This window comes from Mesorhizobium sp. WSM1293 (assembly GCF_000513875.1).
GTDB lineage: Bacteria > Pseudomonadota > Alphaproteobacteria > Rhizobiales > Rhizobiaceae > Mesorhizobium > Mesorhizobium ciceri.
Genome location: NZ_KI911319.1, coordinates 365,224 through 383,574, shown reverse-complemented (window position 1 = coordinate 383,574; position 18,351 = coordinate 365,224). Strand labels below are relative to the sequence as shown.

Here is an 18,351-nt window from a genome sequence, read left to right as displayed (position 1 = left end):
TGATGGCGCCTCTCGATACCCCGATGCCGCGATCGCAAGGCATGTCCATGGCGTCAGTCTTCGAGCGCTACGGACTGATGATCTTCCTGGCCGTGCTGATGATCGTTGCGGCTCTCGCTTCACCGACCTTTCTGCGGCCGGCCAACCTGGTCAATGTGCTGACGATCGCGGCACCGCTTGGCATGGTCGTGGTCGGCCAGACCTTTGTCATCCTGGTGCGCGGATTGGACCTGTCCGTGGCCTCGCTGATGGCGACAGTGGCCGTGCTGGCGACTGCTTTCAAAGCCACGACCAATGAGGCGATTCCGATGATCTTCATCGCCGCGATCGCCCTGTCGGCCGCGGTGGGTCTGGTGAATGGCTGGCTCGTCGCCAAGCGCAATGTCAGCCCGTTTCTGGCAACGCTGGCGATGATGATCATCCTGCAGGGCATCCGTTTCGCCTATACTGGCGGGGCGCCGATCAGCACCTTGCCGCCGGGCATGGGCTTTCTGGCCTCCGGACGGATTTTTGGCGTTCCCGTCAATCTGATCACCCTAGCATTTCTGGCGATCGCGTTCGGCATCGTGCTGCACCGGTCACGCCTCGGCCGTGAGATATTCATGGTCGGAAGCAATCCGAAGGCGGCGTTCCTCAACGGCGTCGCGCCCGATCGCGTGGTCATCCTCTGCTACGTCATCTGCTCGGTCTGCGCGGGAATAGGCGGACTGTTCCTGCTCGGTTATGTCGGCACCGTTTCGAACTGGGTCGGCCAAGGCTACGAACTGGACTCCATCGTTGCCGCCGTGATGGGCGGGGTCGCGCTTACCGGTGGGCGCGGCAACATCTTTGCGGCGCTGCTTGGCGTGGCCGTTCTGGTGGTGATCAACAATCTCGTGCTGCTGCTCGGATTTCCGATCGAGATGCAGCTCATCATCAAGGGTGTCATCATCATCGGCGCGGCGGCGTTTTACCGGACGCGGCTCGCCTGACCAGATGCTGCCGTTGGACCCAAAGGGAGGAAGAGAATGACCGTTGAAGTTCTGGCGGATCGCGGTGCACGGGCAAGGCGCGACGAGGAAGTGGATGTCGTGATCGTCGGGGCCGGCCCATCCGGCTCGGTCGCCGCACTTCATCTGGCGCGCGCCGGCATTTCCGTCGTCGTGCTCGAGCAGGGCGAATGGCCGGACTATGCCGACTATACCGGCGCGCGTCCGGAACACGAGCTTGTCAGCACCAAGCTCTGGCATCCCAATCCCAACGTCCGCGACAATCCCAACGACTATCCCGTCGACACGTCGACGACGGATATCAACCCGCTGATGTTTGCCGGCGTCGGTGGCAGCGCGACCCTCTACGGCGCGCAGTGGATGCATTTCCTGCCGTCCGACTTCCGCGTGCGGTCGATGGATGGCGTGGCCGAGGACTGGCCGTTTACCTATGAAGACCTGCTGCCCTACCAGCTCGAGATCGAACGCGAGGTGGGCGTCTCCGGTCTCGCTGGCGATCCGGCCTATCCGCCGCGTGGGGCCTATCCCTTTCCGGCGCTACCGATGGGCTCCGTCGGTCAGCGCGGTGCGCTGGGTATGGAGAAGATGGGCTGGCACTGGTGGCCGGGTAGCAATGCCATCCCGTCGGAGAAGTTCGGCGAACTCAATCCGTGCGTACGCCGTGGAACCTGTCTGACCGGCTGTCCGGAGGGCGCGAAATCCACGACCGACCGGTCGCATTGGCCGCTGGCACTGAAGGCCGGCGCGCGGCTCGTCACCCGTGCCCGCGTGAAAGAAATCGAGACGAACGAGCAGGGGCTGGCGACCGGTGTCGTCTATGTCGACGCGAACGGGCGCGACCGGCGCCAGCGCGCCAAGGTGGTCATCCTGTGCGCCAATGGCGTCGGCACGCCCCGACTGCTGCTGATGTCGGGAGGGTCCAGAACTCCAGACGGTCTCGCCAATTCCTCCGGCCTGGTCGGCAAGCGGCTGATGATGCATCCCTTCGCAAGCGTACTCGCATCCTATGAGGACCCGCTCGATTCCTGGCGCGGTCCCTTCGGCCAGCAGGTCTATTCGCTGGAGTTCTACGAGACCGATGAAAGCCGCGGCTTTGTACGCGGATCGAAATGGAATTGCATGCCGTCAGGCGGACCGGTCGGCGTGTCCGGCGCGACCGGGTCCAAAGTCTATGTCGCCGAAAGCGGCCGGTTCCAGGATTTCTGGGGGGCCAACCTGCATGAAAATGTGGCCCGCCGCTTCGGCCACTCGCTGATCTGGGGCATCGTCGGCGAAGATCTTCCGGAGGAGAGCAACCAGGTGGTGCTGTCGAAGGATCTGGTGGATTCCGATGGCCTGCCAGCGCCGCAGATCGTCTACAAGGTCAACGAGAATTCCAACCGGCTGCTCAAGTTCAACATTGACCGCTGCCTGGAATCGGTGCGCGCCGCCGGTGCCATCGAGACGCTGGTTTCGACGCCGGTGCGTGAATCGGGTTGGCATCTCATCGGCACCACCGTTATGGGCGACGATCCAAAGCGGTCGGTCGTCGATCAATGGGGCGCCTGCCACGATGTGCCGAACCTCTACGTCATGGACGCCTCGACCTTCCCGACCTCGGGCGCCACCAATCCGACAGCGACCATCATGGCCGTCGCGCTGCGCAATACACGCCGCATGATCGGCGAGCGCCGCAACCAGAAGGTGGCCTGACATGTCGAACGAGAGAACGTTCCTTGCGCTCGCAGACTTCCTGATCCCCGCGCATGGCAAGATGCCGAAGTTCAGCGACGTCTGCGGCTACGCCGATGTCGAGAAGTCGCTGGATTTTCGTGTTGATCTGAAGCCGGGCTTTGCGCGCGGCATCGCAGTCGATCCGGGCACCGGCGCTGAAGCTCGCCTAGAAAGCCTCAACAAGGAGGACGGCGAAGCCTTCTCGGCGACCACAACGATTGCCATAGCCACCTACTATATGAGCCCGCGCGTGCGCGAGCTGATCGGCTACCCCGGCCAGGAGAACGTCCCCTACGATTCCAAGGCGACGCAGATCTACCTGACCAACGGCTCGCTCGGCCACGTGATCGCGCGCGGCCGCAAGTACCGGCCGACTCCCGGCCTTTGATCTCCCAAGCAACTGGAAAGGACCATCCAATGGGCAAGGACGTATTCGATAAGGGTTTTGAAATCCGCAAATCGGTTCTGGGCGCCGAGTTCGTCGAGAAATCCTTCGCCAGCGCCGACGATTTCAATCGCCCGATGCAGGAACTCGTGACGGAATATTGCTGGGGCGCCGTTTGGGGCCGCGACACGCTCGACAAGAAGACGCGCAGCATGCTGAACCTCGCCATGCTTTCCGCGCTCAATCGTCCGCACGAGCTGAAGATACATGTGAAGGGCGCGCTGACCAACGGCGTGACCAAGGACGAGATCCGCGAAGTCCTTCTGCAGGTCGCGATCTATGCCGGCGTGCCGGCCGGCGTCGATGCCTTCCGGCTCGCTCGCGAAGCCATGCAGGAAGTCGGAGCATGACGACCCGTCCGCCGCTCGCCACGGAAAAGCTCTCGATGCTGATCGGCGGCCGCCCGGCCGCCGCGCAGTCGGGGGATTTTTTCGAATCCTTCGATCCCTTCACAGGCAAGGCCTGGGCGCTCGTTCCGCGCGCTGGCGTAGCCGATGTCGATGCGGCCGTTCAGGCAGCCGCGGCCGCCTTTCGCGGCGAGTGGCGCACGATGACCCCAAGCGCACGTGGGCAGATCATGACGCGCTTTGCCGATCTCGTGGCGGAGGAGGCCGAAAACCTGGCCGTTCTCGAAACCCGCGACAACGGCAAGCTGATCAATGAAATGCGGATGCAGTGCAAATACATTCCGCAATGGTTCCGCTTCTTTGGCGGCCTTGCCGACAAGATCGAGGGCCGTGTCATCCCGATCGATAAGCCCGGCGTGTTCAACTACACGCGCCGCGAGCCGCTCGGGGTTGTGGCCGCAATCACACCGTGGAACTCGCCCCTGATGCTGGCGACGTGGAAGCTTGCTCCAGCGCTCGCGGCCGGCAACACGATCGTCTGGAAACCGTCGGAATTCTCGTCGGTCTCGGCGTTGTTCTTCGGCCGGCTTTTCGAGAAAGCGGGCTTTCCCAAGGGCGTCGTCAACATCGTCACCGGCTTCGGCCATGAAATCGGTGACCGCCTCGTCACGCATCCAGATGTAGCGAAAGTGGCATTCACCGGTGGTGATGCAACCGGCCGCCGCGTCTATCAGGCTGCCGCCGGCGGGCTCAAGAAGGTCACGCTCGAGCTCGGCGGCAAATCCGCCAACATCGTCTTTGCTGACGCCAAGATGGAAGCCGCCATACCCGGTCTCGTTTCCGGCATCTTCGCCGCAACCGGCCAGACCTGCATCGCCGGCTCGCGCGCACTCGTGCAGCGCTCGGTCTACGACCAGGTGACGGAGAAGCTGGTCGCCTTCGCCAGGACCGCGAAGATCGGAGATCCGCTCGACCCCGAGACCCAGGTCGGTCCGATCACCACCCTGCCGCAGCGCGCCAAAGTGCTCGACTACATCGGTATCGCCAACGGTGAGGGCGCTGCGCAATTGCTCGGCGGCAAGATACCCGAGGACACATCGATCGCCGACGGCTGGTTCGTGGAGCCGACGATCTTCGGCAACGTGAAGTCGTCCATGCGCATCGCCCAGGAAGAGGTCTTCGGACCGGTGCTGTCGATCATTCCCTTCGATGACGAGGACGAGGCGGTGGCCATCGCCAACGACACCATCTACGGGCTTGCGGCCGGGATGTGGACGCAGGATCTGGGGCGCGCCATGCGCCTACCGGAACGGCTCGAGGCTGGCATGGTCTGGGTCAACATGTATCGCGCCACCAGTCCTCTCTCCCCGTTCGGCGGCTACAAGCAGTCGGGCATTGGCCGCGAGAACGGCCAGACCGCCATCTACGAATATCTTCAGGAAAAAAGCATCTGGATCGATGCCGGGAATTCCATTCCCGCGCCGTTCGTCCAGCGCTGATTGAAGAGACCGTTCGGAGGAAATCATGAACATACGTTTCGATGCCGTGCCACCACTCGATCCCAAAGTGGCGGCGTTCGTTGGTGGCAAGCATGCGATGCTGATCGGCAGCGCATGGCTGCCGGCGGCCTCCGGACAGGCGCTCGACGTCATCGACCCCTCGAATGGCCGGGTCATTGCGCAGGTGCCGTCCGGTGACGGCGCCGATGTCGATCTGGCGGTCAAGGCCGCTCGGACGGCGATCGACGGTCCATGGTCGAAAATGGTCCCGGCCGAGCGCGCCAGGCTGATCTGGAAACTCGCCGATCTGATCGATGCCAATGTCGGTATGCTGGCAACGCTCAATTCCTATGAAAGCGGCAAGCCGATCGGCGATTCCCGTAACGGCGAGGTGCCGTTCACGGCCGAGACGTTCCGCTACTATGCGGGGTGGGCCACCAAGATCAATGGCGAGACGATGACCGTCAACGCACCGGGTGACTGGCATGCCTACACCCGCCGCGAGCCGGTCGGCGTCGTTGGCCAGATCATCCCATGGAACTTCCCGCTCAGCATGCTCGCCTGGAAGGTGGCGCCGGCGCTGGCGGCCGGCTGCACCATCGTGCTCAAGCCGGCCGAGCAGACGCCGCTCGGCGCGCTCTATTTCGGCAAGCTGGTTCAGGACGCCGGCTTTCCGGAAGGCGTGGTCAACGTCCTGACCGGCTTTGGCGAAACGGTTGGCGCGGCGATGGCGGCCCATCCCGATATCGACAAGGTGGCTTTCACCGGTTCGACCGAAGTCGGCCGGTTGATCGCCCGCGCCGCGACCGGCAATCTCAAGAAGGTCAGCCTGGAACTGGGCGGCAAAGCGCCAACCATCGTGCTGGGCGATGCCGATATCGATATGGCGGTGGCGGGCGCCTCGAGCGCGGCATTTTTCAATGCCGGCCAGAGCTGCGGCGCTGGAACGCGTTTCTTCGTTCACAAGAAGATCTACGACAAGGTCATGTCCGGGATCGCGGCGCGTGCCGAAAAGCTGAAGCTCGGCGCAGGGCTCGATCCTGCGACCGAGCTCGGCCCCGTCGTCTCTCAGCAGCAGATGGAACGCATCACCCGACTGATTTCGGAAGGCAGGAGTGACGGCGCCGAGATCGTCACCGGCGGCACACGGGCCGGTGACACCGGCTATTTCGTCAAGCCGACGGTCATTTCCCGGACGCGGCCGGACATGTCGGTGATCCGCGAAGAGATATTCGGGCCGGTGGCCTGCGCGATGCCCTTCGACGACGAGGATCTGGACAAACTCGCCAAGGACGCCAACGACACGGAATATGGCCTTGCCGCATCGATCTGGACCAACAATCTGGGCGCCGCGCATCGGCTGGCCGCGATGATCAAATCCGGCACGGTCTGGGTGAACTGCCACAACGTCAATGACGTCACCATGCCGTTCGGCGGTTTCAAGCAGTCGGGCTGGGGGCGCGAACTTGGCGAGCAGGCGCTCCAGCTCTACACCGAGACCAAGACCGTCGCGATCCGGCTGCCATAGGCGAGGCGGTCGATGTCCTGCTACGAAATGATCGACGCGCGGTTTGGGGACCTGATCGATCCGGTCGCATTCCTCGAAACCATCCATACGGGAAATCGCTGGGCGGAGGGGCCGGTCTATTTCGCCGATCTTCGCTCCCTGATCTGGAGCGATATCCCCAACGACAGGATGCTGCGCTGGGACGAGGAGACAGGGGCGGTTTCGCTTTTCCGCGGCCATGTCTCCAACCCGAACGGCAATACACGCGACCGCAACGGCAGGCTGGTCACCTGCATGCAGGGGGAGCGCCGCGTTGTGCGCACCGAATGGGATGGTGCGATCACCGTGCTGGCTGATTCCTTCGATGGCAAGCCGTTGAATTCGCCGAACGATGTGGTCGTCAAATCCGACGGCAGCGTCTGGTTCACCGACCCCAACTACGGGATCATTTCAGACTATGTCGGGCGCAAGGGTCTGCAGGAGCAACCGGGCTGCCGCGTCTACAGGATCGATCCCGGCTCGGGAGCAATCACCGTCGTTGCCGATGATTTCTCCATGCCGAACGGGCTCGCCTTCTCGCTTGACGAGAAGCGTCTTTATATTTCGGACTCCGGCTTCCTCACCGACCGCAGCGCCCCGCATCATGTCAGGCAATTTGACGTTGACGGTGACAGATTGGTAAATTCCCGCATCTTCGCCGATATATCGCCTGGCATTCCGGATGGTTTTCGCCTTGATGTTACGGGCAATCTCTGGATCAGCGCATGGGATGGCGTACAGTGCCATACGCCCGAAGGTGAGCTCATCGGGAAAATTCAGGTGCCGGAAATGGTTGCGAACCTGGCCTTTGGTGGGCCGCGCAACAATCGGCTGTTCATCACGGCGACAACGTCTGTCTATGCCGTGTTCTTGAATGTCCGAGGCCAGAAGTACCCGTTCGGCATGTGACACGGACGCCACCGGGTCAGCCTGGAGGCTCTGCAGCAGCGGACGGTTGGGGTGAGAGTTGGACACGAAGCAGCTACAGGTATTCATCGCCGTCGGTGCGGCCGGCAGCTTCTCGAAAGCCGCGCTCGACCTCAACGTTACCCAGCCGATGGTCACGCGTCATGTTCGCGGACTTGAGGAGGAGCTCGGCGTCGAATTGTTCTATCGCAACGGCCGCGGTGTTGTGCTGACCGAGGCGGGCGTGCTCTTGAAGGCCCACGCCGACGAGATCGTCGAGCGGATGCGGCTGGCGCAGAATGCGGTCTCAAACCTCAAATCCTCGCCGAAGGGGAGGTTGGTGCTGGCCGTGCCGCCTTCGGTCGGCACCGTGCTGACGGTGCCGCTGGTCAAGAAGATCAAGAACGAGTTTCCCAATGTCGCGCTGCAAGTGATCGAAGGCTTCAGCGGCCATATCCTGGAATGGCTGATTGCTGGTCGCATCGATGCCGCAGTGCTCTACAATTCGCCGAACCATCCTTCCGTGCTGACCGAACCGCTGGCCGATGACGAGCTGTTTCTGATCGGACCGGTGTTGTCCGAGCGCGTGCTGCCGCGCGGGCCGGTCGGCCTCAACATTTTCGCCGAGCTGCCGATGATCCTGCCCAGCCGCCCACACGGGCTGCGGCGACTTATCGACAACACCTTGGCGGAGCATGGCATCTATCCGCGTGTCGAGATGGAACTGGAGGCAATGCCTTCAACCTTGCTTCTGGTCGAGGAGGGCACAGGATATACGGTTCTGCCCTATGCCTCCGTCCATCTCCTTGTTGAGGCTGGCCGCATCCAGGTCTGGCCATTCGACCCGCCGATTACCCGACAGCTGATCCTCGCGACCTCGTCGCAGCGACCGATGTCCTCGAACTTTCGCCCACTCTTCCGTGCGGTGCGCACGGAACTGCGGGACATCATTTCCACCCACATCTGGAAGCCGACAACTTATCCTGAATGAGTATGCGAAAAGACTGCATGGCTCCAAGTCGGCTGGCGGTTTGCACGCCCAAGGCTGGTCGCGAGCTCCGGTCTGGGCTAGCCGACCACATAAGTTTATTCGTTTTTGACCAATACGCGCCGGTGAATTCCTGTAATCTTCGGAACAACACCGGGACAACCGGGTCAACCAGAAAGGTCGGGGAATGAAATACGTCGTCGATACGATCGGCGGTCCCGCAGGCGGTGATGCCTGGCAAGCCGCTGTTACCGAAGCCTATTTTCCGCTCGACACCGAGTATCGGAACCGTCGCGAATTTTCAGGCACGCTGGAAACCTTCTCGCTTGGGCTCGTCAGCGTGTCTAAAATGCGCTGCGATGCCGTAAGCTATCGTCGCCACCGCCGCCACTTCCTCAACGAGCGTGACGCCAGCCTGCTCATCACGATCCCGGAGATGTCGGAGGTGAATTTCTCGCAAGGGTCGAGAACCGTCAATTGCAGGCCGGGGGGCTTTCTCGTCGAGCGGGGAGATGCGCCTTACGAATTCTGGCACGGCAAGCCAAACGCGCTGTGGGTCCTCAAGGTACCATCATCGAGCGTTCGGGCACGGATCGGATCCGCCGAACGGCTCAGTGCGCTCAGTTTCGACGCGACCCAAGGCATCGCCGCGCTCTTCCTCGACACGGTGCGAACCACGATCGGCCATCTCGATGAGATTACTGAAGTCGCTCGTGAGATGATGGGCAGGCACATCCTGGAAATGCTGTGCCTGTCGATCGTGAGCGACGATCGCGTGCTGGACAGCAGCATCTCGTCGATCCGGGCCGGCCATTTGCATCGTGCCGAGCAGTATATTCGCGACAACCTGAAGAATTCCGACCTCGGCCCGCAGGCGGTGGCTGATGCCTGCGGCATCTCCCTGCGTTACCTGCAGGTCCTTTTTCAGGACAGCAATCAGTCGATCAACGGCTTCATCCGCGACGCCCGGCTTGAACTTTGCGCCGAGGAGCTGATGTCGGTGACCAACATCAGCAGCGTAGCCGAGATCGCTTACCGCTGGGGCTTCGCCGACCAGTCCCAGTTCTGCAAGCACTACCGGACGCGGTTCGGCTGCGCACCGACGGATACCCGTCGCGAAGCAGCGAACCGGGCGGGCGGCTCTTCGGCCTCGCGAGAGCGCCACTAGTCCCGACGAAATCCGGGCCAATTCCACCATTCATGCAACGTCTCCCCGGCAAGGGGCGACGAAGGCGGGGCTTTGCCCGCAAGACCTTGCGAAGGAACTGTCATGAGCCGAATCAGAGTTGCCGTCGATGTCGGAGGGACTTTCACCGACATCTGCATCATGGACGAAGACAGCGGAGCGATCCGCATCGAAAAAACCGCCTCCACGCCTGACGATCCCATGCAGGCCATCATGAATGGCGTGGAGCAGGGGCGCATCGATCTTTCGGAGGTAACGATGTTCTCTCATGGTACGACGGTCGCCACCAATGCGCTGATCACCCGCCGTCTGCCGCGCACCGCAATGGTCTGCAGCGAGGGTTTTCGTGACGTTGTAGAGGTCCGTCGCGCCAACAAGGAAGATCTCTGGGACACCTACAAAGATGTCGCCAAGCCCTATATCCCGCGCCGCGACCGGCTGACCGTCCGGGAACGGGTCAGTGCCGAGGGCACGATCCTGGAAGCGTTGGACGAAGAGGCCGCGCGTCGTGTCGCGGAGATTCTCAAGAAACGGCAGGTCAAGTCGATCGCCGTCTGCTTCATGAACTCCTATGTCAACGGCGCCAACGAGCGCCGCATGCGTGAGATCCTGAAGGAGGCAATGCCGGATCTGCCGGTCTCGATCTCCTCGGAGGTGATGCCGGAAATCTTCGAGCACGAACGTTTTTCCACCACCATGGCGAACGCCGTCTGCGCCCCGGTCGTCGTCGACTACGTGTCGCGTCTCGGAGAAAAGCTTGCCGACGCCGGATACAAGCGAGATCTCCTGTTGCTGCACAGCGGTGGCGGGGTCATGACGCCCGCGAGCGTCAAGGATTTCTCAGCCCGGCTCGCGGGATCCGGCATCGCCGCCGGCGCCATAGCAAGCCGCTTCATCGGAAATCTCTGTGGCTTCCCGAACTCGATCGGCTTCGACATGGGCGGCACCAGCACCGACGTCTCGCTGGCCTGGAACGGGGAGTCGCGCATCACAAAGGACTGGTACATCGAATTCGGATATCCGATCCGCTTCCCCTCCATCGAGGTATTGACCATCGGTGCGGGCGGCGGGTCGTTGGCATGGCAGGACGAGGGCGGCAGCTTGCGCAACGGACCGCAGTCCGCTGGCGCCTTTCCAGGTCCGGCCTGCTACAAGAATGGCAACCGCATTGCCACCAACACCGATGCCAATGTGGTGCTCGGCCGTCTCGGCACCAGCCTTGCGGGCGGCAAGATCACGCTCGACCCCGCTCTGGCCGCCGAGGCGGTTCAGGAGACGGTGGCGGAACCCTTCGGCATGGAACTCCACCAGGCGGCCGAGGCGATCATCGCCGTCGCCAACGCCAATATGGGCAATGCCGTCCGGCTTCTCTCCATCAGCCGAGGCTACGACCCGCGCGACTTTGCGCTGGTCGCATTCGGCGGTGCTGGCGCTTTGCACGGAGCGGCCGTGGCCAAGGAGCTTTCGATTCCAACCGTGATCGTACCGCCCAACCCCGGCGTTACCTCCGCGCTCGGTTGCCTTCTCGTCGACGTGCAGCACGATTTCTCCGAAAGCTTCATGGCCGATGCTTCGACTGTCTCGCCCGCCGAGATGCAGGCAGCCTTTGTTCTGATGGAAAAACAGGCGGTTGAGCGTCTGGGCCATGAGGGCGTGGCGCAGGAAGACATGGCGCTGCAGCGCACGGTCGAGATGATGTACCAGGGCCAGTGGCGCTCGCTCGCGGTGTCAGCCCCGGCGCGCATCGAGAGCATCTGCCCGCTGATCGAGGCATTCCACAACGAACATGAACGCGAGTTCAACTACCGCCGCGAAGACGCGCCGGTATCGATCTTCCGCATCGCGGTCAAGGCGATCGGCATCGTCCCGAAAGCCGAGATACCGCGACACGAAGTCTTGCCTCATGTGCCCGAGCCGCTCGGCCGCCGCGGCGTCTGGTTCGACGGCGTATCTCATGACGCGGCTGTCTATGAACGCGATCAACTCAGCGCCGGCGCTGCCTTTGCGGGACCCGCCATCGTCGAACAGTTCGATTCCACCACCGTGGTTCCGCCGGGAATGAGCGCGACCGTCGACGGCTTCCTGAACATTCTCATCGTGACGAAAGGCTGAGACATGACAAAGCTGATTGAAACGAGCCCTGGCCTCGATCCGGTAACGTTCGAGGTGCTGAAGAACTCCTTCATCACCACCGTCGACCAGATGGCCGAACAGATGCTTCGCACCTGCTATTCCTTCGTCATCTACAACCGAGACTTTTCGAACGCCCTGCACGACGCCGATGGCAACTCCGTCGCCCAGGGCAACTACGACATCGCGGTCCATGTCGGCACACTGCACAACACGTGTAAGGAAGTGATCCGGGTCTTCGAAGGCGATATGGCACCCGGCGATGTCTACGCAATCAACGATCCTTATGCCGGCGGTACGCATTTCAGCGACGTTCGGCTCGTCCGGCCGATCTTCGATGAAGACAAACTGATCGGCTTCTCCCAGTCGAACGGACACTGGTCGGATCTCGGCGGCTCGGTGCCGGGTTCCTTCGACGTCACCGCCCGCGACATGTTCCGCGAAGGGCTGCGGATCACGCCGCTGCGCCTTTTCCAGCGCGGCCGCTTCTGCTCCGACGTCGCCAACATGATCGCTGCCAACACGCGCGATCCCGCATCCATCATTGGCGACATTCATTCCCAGGCGCAAGCGACGCAGGCGGCCGAGCGCGAACTGCTGCGGCTGGTCAAGAAGTACGGACGCGGCCAGGTCATGCGCGGTATGGAGGAGGTTCAGGACTACGTCGAACGTGCCGTGCGAAAGCGTCTGGCGGAGCTGCCCGACGGCACCTGGGAGACGGTCGACTACATCGACCGGGATCTCGGTGCCGGCGAGGGCATGATCCCGATCCGCATCAAGATGACGATCAAGGGCGACACGATCCACTACGATTTTACGGGAAGCCACTCGACCATTGCCTCGATGTACAATTCCGCACCGGGCGCGACCTTCTCGGCCGTGGTCGCCGGCATGAAAACCTTCTTTCCGGACCTCCCGCTCAACAGCGGGTTTTACCGGATGATCGAGGTGACCGCGCCGAAGAACAGCATCGTCAGCGCGGAATGGCCGGTGGCGGTGACCGGGTTCCTGATGCCGTTTGAAAAGATCATGAACGCGATCTTCGAGATGTGGTCGAAGATCATGCCCGAACGCGCTATCGCCTGCGCCTTCAACCTCGAATATCTGCTGGCCGGGGGACGGGATGCGCGCAAACCCGAAAAGCCGATCTTCATGTTCTACGAATGGCTGCCTGGCGGCTGGGGCGGGCGCAACGGCAAGGATGGTGCCGATGTCACCACCGCCTGCTTCGGAACCGGGCTGATGTCGCAGCCGAACGAAGGCAACGAGCGGGTCAATCCCACTCGGACGCTCGAGTTCCAGATCAAGCAGGATTCAGCCGGGCCCGGCAAGTGGCGGGGCGGCGTCGGCGTGCAGAAGACCTCATTGCTGCTTGAGGCTGAAAATGCCGTCATGTCCTATATTTGCGACCGCGAGCGTGCTGTCGTCTGGGGTGTCGAAGGAGGCCTGCCGTCGATGCCCCACGGCTTGACCATGAAGCGCGCCGGAGAAGAGACCGAGATCTGGCTCGGCTCCGTATTCTCCGATTACTCCGTCCACACAGGCGACCAGTTCGCTCGTCCGACGGCCGGCGGCGGTGGTTTCGGCGATCCACTGCAGCGCGAGCCCCGCAAGGTGATGGAGGACGTGATCGACGACTACGTTTCCCTGGAGCGTGCCAGGACTGACTACGGTGTTGTGATCCGCGAAATCGACCGCGACCTGTGCCAGTACGAAATCGACGAGACGGCGACCGAAGCCTGCCGTGCCGACATCCGGGCGAAACGGAAGGGCTGGGCACGCATGGACCCCGAGGAGGTCGCGCGCAAATATCGCTCCGGCGAGATCGATACGCTCGATGCGGTTCGGCACTATGCCGTGATCCTCGACTGGGAGACTGGCGAACTACTTCCCAAAACCACCGCCCAGTTCCGGGAGAGTTTTGAGAAACGGACCGTCACCCACTGGGTTTGAGCGCCAGCGAGCGCGCCGCAATCTTGCGGGCGCTCGCGGGATGCCAGAGTTATCTGTTTTTTCGATACCATATTCAAAGAATTACTATTTCACAGGAACCTAAAGCTGGAGCAACAATGTCGCAGCGCCGCGAAGGTTGGCTGCTCCGAGGGGTATGACAGATGGCACCAGGCGTGGGACGATCGTTCACCGCGGCCAGCACACTTGAAGAGGCAATGGCAGCACGCCGGCAGGGCGCGGTGGTGCTTGCAGGCGGCACCTGGATGATGCGTGATCCCCAACGCGGGGTCGACCTTCCCGACGCGGTGGTCGCACTCGACCGAATACCGGCCTTGTCCAAGGTCGAAATCGACTCGGACCATGTCGTGATAGGTGCAGCTGTTACCCACGCAGTCCTTGGCCGCGCGTTGCATGGGGCAGCGGGCTTCGAAGGTCTGGTTGCCGCGGCGGAGAACGCGGCCAATCCCGGTATCCGAAGGGTCGCCACCGTGGGCGGCAACATTTGTGCCCTCGACTTTGCCGCCGCCGATCTCGCCCCTGCGCTTCTCGTCTGTGAGGCGACGGTGGAGCTGGAGACGTTCGAAGGCCCAAAACTCATCGGTATTTCGGATTTCCTCAAAGACAGGCATGCGCTGCTGGCAGAGGCGATTGTGACGAGAATTCATCTGCGCCGCGACCTTGTCGCAAGCGCGCATATCCGCCTGCCGCTTCGGAAGGCTGGCGACTACCCGGTCGCCGTCGTCTCGCTTGCGGTGGACAAGGACAAACGATGTCGCATCGCCGTCGGCTCGGTGGAGCCGGTAGCGCGGCGCTGGACGGCGCTCGAACAGGCGATGAGGGCAAGCCAGGCCTCCGCGCTCGATCCGGAGCGCGCTGCCGGGCTTGCACTGGAGCACAATGATTTTCAGGGCCGCGATGGCAGGGAAGCGGAGGGTTGGTACCGGCGCCAGGTTCTTCCGCCGCTGGTCAAGCGCGGTGTTGCCGCACTTCTCAAGACCGAGGGCCTGGCATGGTTGTGACATTCCAGCTGAATGGCGAGGACTGCAGCTTTCACGGCGATCCGATGACGCCGCTCGTCGACATCTTGCGGCGGGAACGATTCCTGACGGGGACCAAAGCCGTGTGCCGCGAAGGCTTCTGCGGCGCCTGCACGGTGCATGTCGACGACGAAGCGGTGCCGTCCTGCCTGAAGCCGATTGGCCTGGTCCAGGGATGCGCGGTCACGACCATCGATGGATTGAGTTCCGGAAACCAGGCGCTGCATCCGCTCCAGGCCAATCTAGAGGCCGCCGATGCCGTGCAATGCGGCATGTGTTTTCCGGGAATGGTTATGAGCCTTTCGGCGTTCGTGCGTGACAATCCGCATGCGAGCCGTCCCGAAATCAAGGCCGCGATGGTCGGCAACATCTGCCGCTGCACCGGATATGAGCGGATCGTCGACGCCGTGGCCGACTGCCTTGACCAAGCGCGGAAGGCTGGCCAGTCGGTGGGAGGCCTCCATGTCTGAGCTGTCCGCCACCGTGATGAATCTTCCCCGCCGCGATGCGCAGGACAAGCTGCGCGGGCGGACGAAATACACCAACGACCGGGTTCGCCCCGACATGTTGCATGCCGTGCTGCTGCGGTCGACCGTTTCCGCGGGGCGTATCCGCAAGCTCGACGTTTCGGCGGCACTTTGCTGTCCTGGCGTGCGCGCGGTGGCGACCGGCGCCGACGCGCCAGGCCTCTACGGCATCGGCATTGCCGACCATCCGCTCCTGGCCATCGACACCATCCGCTATCATGGCGAGCCAATCGCCGTCGTTGCCGCCGAAACGGAGAAGCAGGCGCGGGCGGCGCTTGCCGCCATCGTGCTTGAGATCGAGCCGCTGGCACCGGTGTCCACCATGGTCGAAGCGCTCCAGCCCGCAGCCCGTCTCGTCCACGAGGGCTGGCGCGGCTATGAGGTGATCACCGAGGGCGGCGCACGTGCCGGCAACATCGCATGGGAGGCAAAATCCAGCCGCGGCGACGTCGATGCGGCCTTCGCCCGTCCCGACATACGCATAGTCGAGAGCAGCTTTACCGTCGGCCGGCAGAGCCATGTGCCTTTCGAACCGCGCGTTGCCATCGGCTCCTGGGAGGACGGCCGGGCTCACATCCAGACCTCGACGCAGGTGCCTTGGACAGTTCGCAACGTCACCGGAAGGGTCATGCAGCTTGCGCCCGGGCGTGTGCGGGTCACCGTGCCGCCTGTCGGAGGCGGGTTCGGCCTGAAATTCGATGCGTCCATCGAGCCGATCACGGCACTTCTGGCGCGGATGACCGGGCGCACGGTGGTCCTGGAAAACACCCGGCAGGAAGAGATGGCAACCTGCCTCTGCCGCGAGAATGCGGAAATCCGCATTCGGTCCGCTGTCACTGCCGAAGGATACATCGCCGGACGCGAGGCGGTCGTGCTGATGGACTGCGGCGCGTATGGCGGCGAACAGGTTTTCCTGACAACGATGACGGCGCACACGCTGGGCGGCAATTACAGGGTTGGCGCAACGCGGCTCGTCAGCCGCGCCGTATACACCAACACACCACCCAACGGCGCTTTCCGAGCTTGCAACGGCGTCTACAACACCTTCGCGTTGGAGCGACACACCGACGAAATCTGCGATGCGCTAGGCTTCGACCCAATGGAGTTCCGGAAGAAAAATGTCCTGGGAGATGGCGATCTCGGTGCCACGGGGCAGGTTTTCGAGGCCGACGTGCTGGGTCCGATGCTCGATCGCATGGAGACACTGCGCGCCAGCACCGGTACATCAGAGGCCGAGGCCGACGGCAGGCTCTATGGAATTGCGACCACGGTCGGCACATGGTTCGTTTTCGTTGGGCCTTCGGCGGCGACGGTGAATTTGAACGCCGACGGCAGCGCAACGCTGGTCACCTCGGGTGTGGAGATCGGATCCGGCACGATGGTGCAATCCCTGCCGCAGATCGTGGCTGGGCAGCTCGGGCTTGCTCCCGACCAGGTGATCGTGCGCGAAGCCGATACGGATGCCGCCGGTCTCGATGTCGGCGTTGGCGGTGGGCGCACCACCGTGTCCATTGGTGCCGCGAGCATCGCCGCCTGCGCGGAAGTGCGGGAGAAGCTGCTGCGGACCGCCGGCGAGATGCTCCAGACCCGACCGGAAGACCTGGTGCTGCGGGACGGTCGTGTCGAGATCACGGGACGTCCCGGTTCCGGCATGTCGATCCCCGCTGTCGTCGCCCATGCGCAGGCAACCACCGGCCCGATCACCGGAAGCGGAGCCTTTGCCGCCAGGAACACTCCGGCAATGTCCGGCTGCGCGATGGGGCATTTCATCGATGCGCTCGACATTCCCGTCTTCGTCGTTCACGAGGCCGAGGTGGCGGTTGATCCGGACACCGGCCATGTCGAGGTGCTGGCCTATCGCGTAGTTCAAGATGTCGGCCGCGCGCTCAACCCGCGCGCCATCCTGGGCCAGATACAGGGCGGCGTGGTACAGGGGCTCGGCTATGCGTTGCACGAGGAGGTGACGCTCACCGCCGACGGACGCATCGCGCAGGACGATTTCGAGACTTATCGCCTGCCGCTGGCGCAGGATGTGGTTCCGGTCGCCGCCGACCTTTACGAGGGCGCGCCGTCGATGGGGCCTCTAGGCACCAAGGGTGCGGGCGAGGTCCCGATCCTGGCGGTGGGCGCGGCGATCGGCTGCGCTGTGGCACGCGCCATCGGCAAGCCGGTGCGGCAGCTGCCACTGACGCCGCCGCGCGTGCTTCGACTGCTGCATGAGCGCGAACCACCGCCGGAATTCCCGCACATGGCCCCCGGCTGGGCGTTGAACACTCTGGGCTGAGGCAAGTAAACCATGGTCACCCTGAACTGCGACATGGGCGAAAGCTACGGCAACTGGCGCTTCGGTGACGATGCCGGCATCATGCCTCATATCGATTGCGCCAACATCGCCTGCGGCTTCCACGCCTCCGATCCATGGACGATGCTGAAGACCGTGCGGCTCGCCCTTTCGCATGGCAAGCGGGTCGGCGCGCATCCCTCCCTTCCCGATCGTGAGGGGTTCGGCCGGCGCGAAATGAGACTTCAGCCGGAGGAACTGACAGCTGCCTTCCTCTATCAAATCGGTGCTCTGACAGGGATGCTGGCCGCCGAGGGCGGGCAACTCAGCCATGTCAAGCCGCATGGCATCATTTACGGCATGGCCGCGCACGACGTCGACACTGCCCGGGCAATTGCCGCGGCGGTCAAGCCGTTCGGCGTCCCTCTCTTCGGCATGGCGGGAACCTGTCACGAGACGGCGGCAGCCGAACTCGGCGTTGCCTTCGTGGGCGAGTTCTTTCCCGATCTTGCCTACGCTCCCGGCGGCAGCCTGATCATCCCGCGCGTCCAGTCGGCCATCGACCTGACGCTTGCCGAGCACCGCATGATGGGGGCGCTTACCCGACGCGAACTCGTCACGACAGACGGCACGATCCGCCCGGTCGACTTCGACACCGTCTGCATCCACTCCGATCCGCCGAATGCGCGCGACGTCGCCGCGCTGATGCGGCGGATCATCGACACTCATTCCAACGGCCTGCCATGATTCATTCTCCCGAATCGTGAAAGCTCCACGCAAGGAACTCGAGGACTATCTCGAACT

Annotated in this window: 15 protein-coding genes; all 15 read left to right on the top strand. The window is 63.0% G+C overall.

All coding sequences use genetic code 11. The features are described from left to right. Positions 1-2 precede the first annotated feature (2 nt). The 15 genes from M729_RS0132030 (at position 3) to M729_RS0131960 (ending at position 18,294) form a co-directional block, all read left to right on the top strand. A complete protein-coding gene (locus tag M729_RS0132030; protein WP_050596393.1) occupies positions 3-971 on the top strand; it encodes an ABC transporter permease in 969 nt (322 codons plus the stop codon). A 36-nt stretch (positions 972-1,007) separates the two neighbouring features. Beyond that, complete coding sequence (locus tag M729_RS0132025) at positions 1,008-2,681, top strand: GMC family oxidoreductase (protein WP_050596392.1); 1,674 nt, start codon at positions 1,008-1,010, stop codon at positions 2,679-2,681. Position 2,682: 1 nt separating this feature from the next. Beyond that, entirely contained in the window at positions 2,683-3,090 is a 408-nt protein-coding gene (locus M729_RS0132020; RefSeq protein ID WP_024502389.1) for a hypothetical protein, read from the top strand. Positions 3,091-3,119: 29 nt separating this feature from the next. Next, entirely contained in the window at positions 3,120-3,497 is a 378-nt protein-coding gene (locus M729_RS0132015) for a carboxymuconolactone decarboxylase family protein (RefSeq protein WP_027164004.1), read from the top strand. Positions 3,498-3,532: 35 nt separating this feature from the next. Then, entirely contained in the window at positions 3,533-4,993 is a 1,461-nt protein-coding gene (locus M729_RS0132010) for an aldehyde dehydrogenase (RefSeq protein WP_027164003.1), read from the top strand. A gap of 25 nt (positions 4,994-5,018) precedes the next feature. Next, a complete protein-coding gene (locus tag M729_RS0132005) occupies positions 5,019-6,521 on the top strand; it encodes an aldehyde dehydrogenase family protein (RefSeq protein WP_027164002.1) in 1,503 nt (500 codons plus the stop codon). Between the two features lie 12 nt (positions 6,522-6,533). Beyond that, a complete protein-coding gene (locus tag M729_RS0132000) occupies positions 6,534-7,448 on the top strand; it encodes an SMP-30/gluconolactonase/LRE family protein (protein WP_027164001.1) in 915 nt (304 codons plus the stop codon). A gap of 58 nt (positions 7,449-7,506) precedes the next feature. Then, positions 7,507-8,436, top strand: a complete 930-nt coding sequence (locus M729_RS01000000136305; RefSeq protein WP_024502393.1) for a LysR substrate-binding domain-containing protein — start codon at positions 7,507-7,509, stop codon at positions 8,434-8,436. Between the two features lie 184 nt (positions 8,437-8,620). Further along, positions 8,621-9,601: a helix-turn-helix domain-containing protein gene (locus M729_RS0131990; protein WP_013533169.1), complete on the top strand. Its 981-nt coding sequence runs from the start codon at positions 8,621-8,623 to the stop codon at positions 9,599-9,601. Positions 9,602-9,703: 102 nt separating this feature from the next. Then, on the top strand, positions 9,704-11,731 hold the full coding sequence (locus M729_RS0131985) for a hydantoinase/oxoprolinase family protein (protein ID WP_027164000.1): 2,028 nt from the start codon (positions 9,704-9,706) through the stop codon (positions 11,729-11,731). Positions 11,732-11,734: 3 nt separating this feature from the next. Then, on the top strand, positions 11,735-13,702 hold the full coding sequence (locus M729_RS0131980) for a hydantoinase B/oxoprolinase family protein (RefSeq protein ID WP_027163999.1): 1,968 nt from the start codon (positions 11,735-11,737) through the stop codon (positions 13,700-13,702). 161 nt (positions 13,703-13,863) lie between these two features. Beyond that, positions 13,864-14,721, top strand: coding sequence for an FAD binding domain-containing protein (locus M729_RS0131975; protein ID WP_013533166.1), 858 nt, complete (start codon positions 13,864-13,866; stop codon positions 14,719-14,721). Continuing rightward, entirely contained in the window at positions 14,712-15,209 is a 498-nt protein-coding gene (locus M729_RS0131970) for a (2Fe-2S)-binding protein (RefSeq protein WP_027163998.1), read from the top strand. The genes M729_RS0131975 and M729_RS0131970 overlap by 10 nt, the downstream gene beginning before the upstream one ends. Beyond that, a complete protein-coding gene (locus tag M729_RS0131965; protein ID WP_027163997.1) occupies positions 15,202-17,550 on the top strand; it encodes a xanthine dehydrogenase family protein molybdopterin-binding subunit in 2,349 nt (782 codons plus the stop codon). The genes M729_RS0131970 and M729_RS0131965 overlap by 8 nt, the downstream gene beginning before the upstream one ends. Positions 17,551-17,562: 12 nt before the next feature. Continuing rightward, positions 17,563-18,294 carry a LamB/YcsF family protein gene (locus tag M729_RS0131960; protein WP_027163996.1) on the top strand — a complete coding sequence of 244 codons (732 nt, stop codon included), beginning with the start codon at positions 17,563-17,565 and terminating at the stop codon, positions 18,292-18,294. Positions 18,295-18,351: the final 57 nt, after the last annotated feature.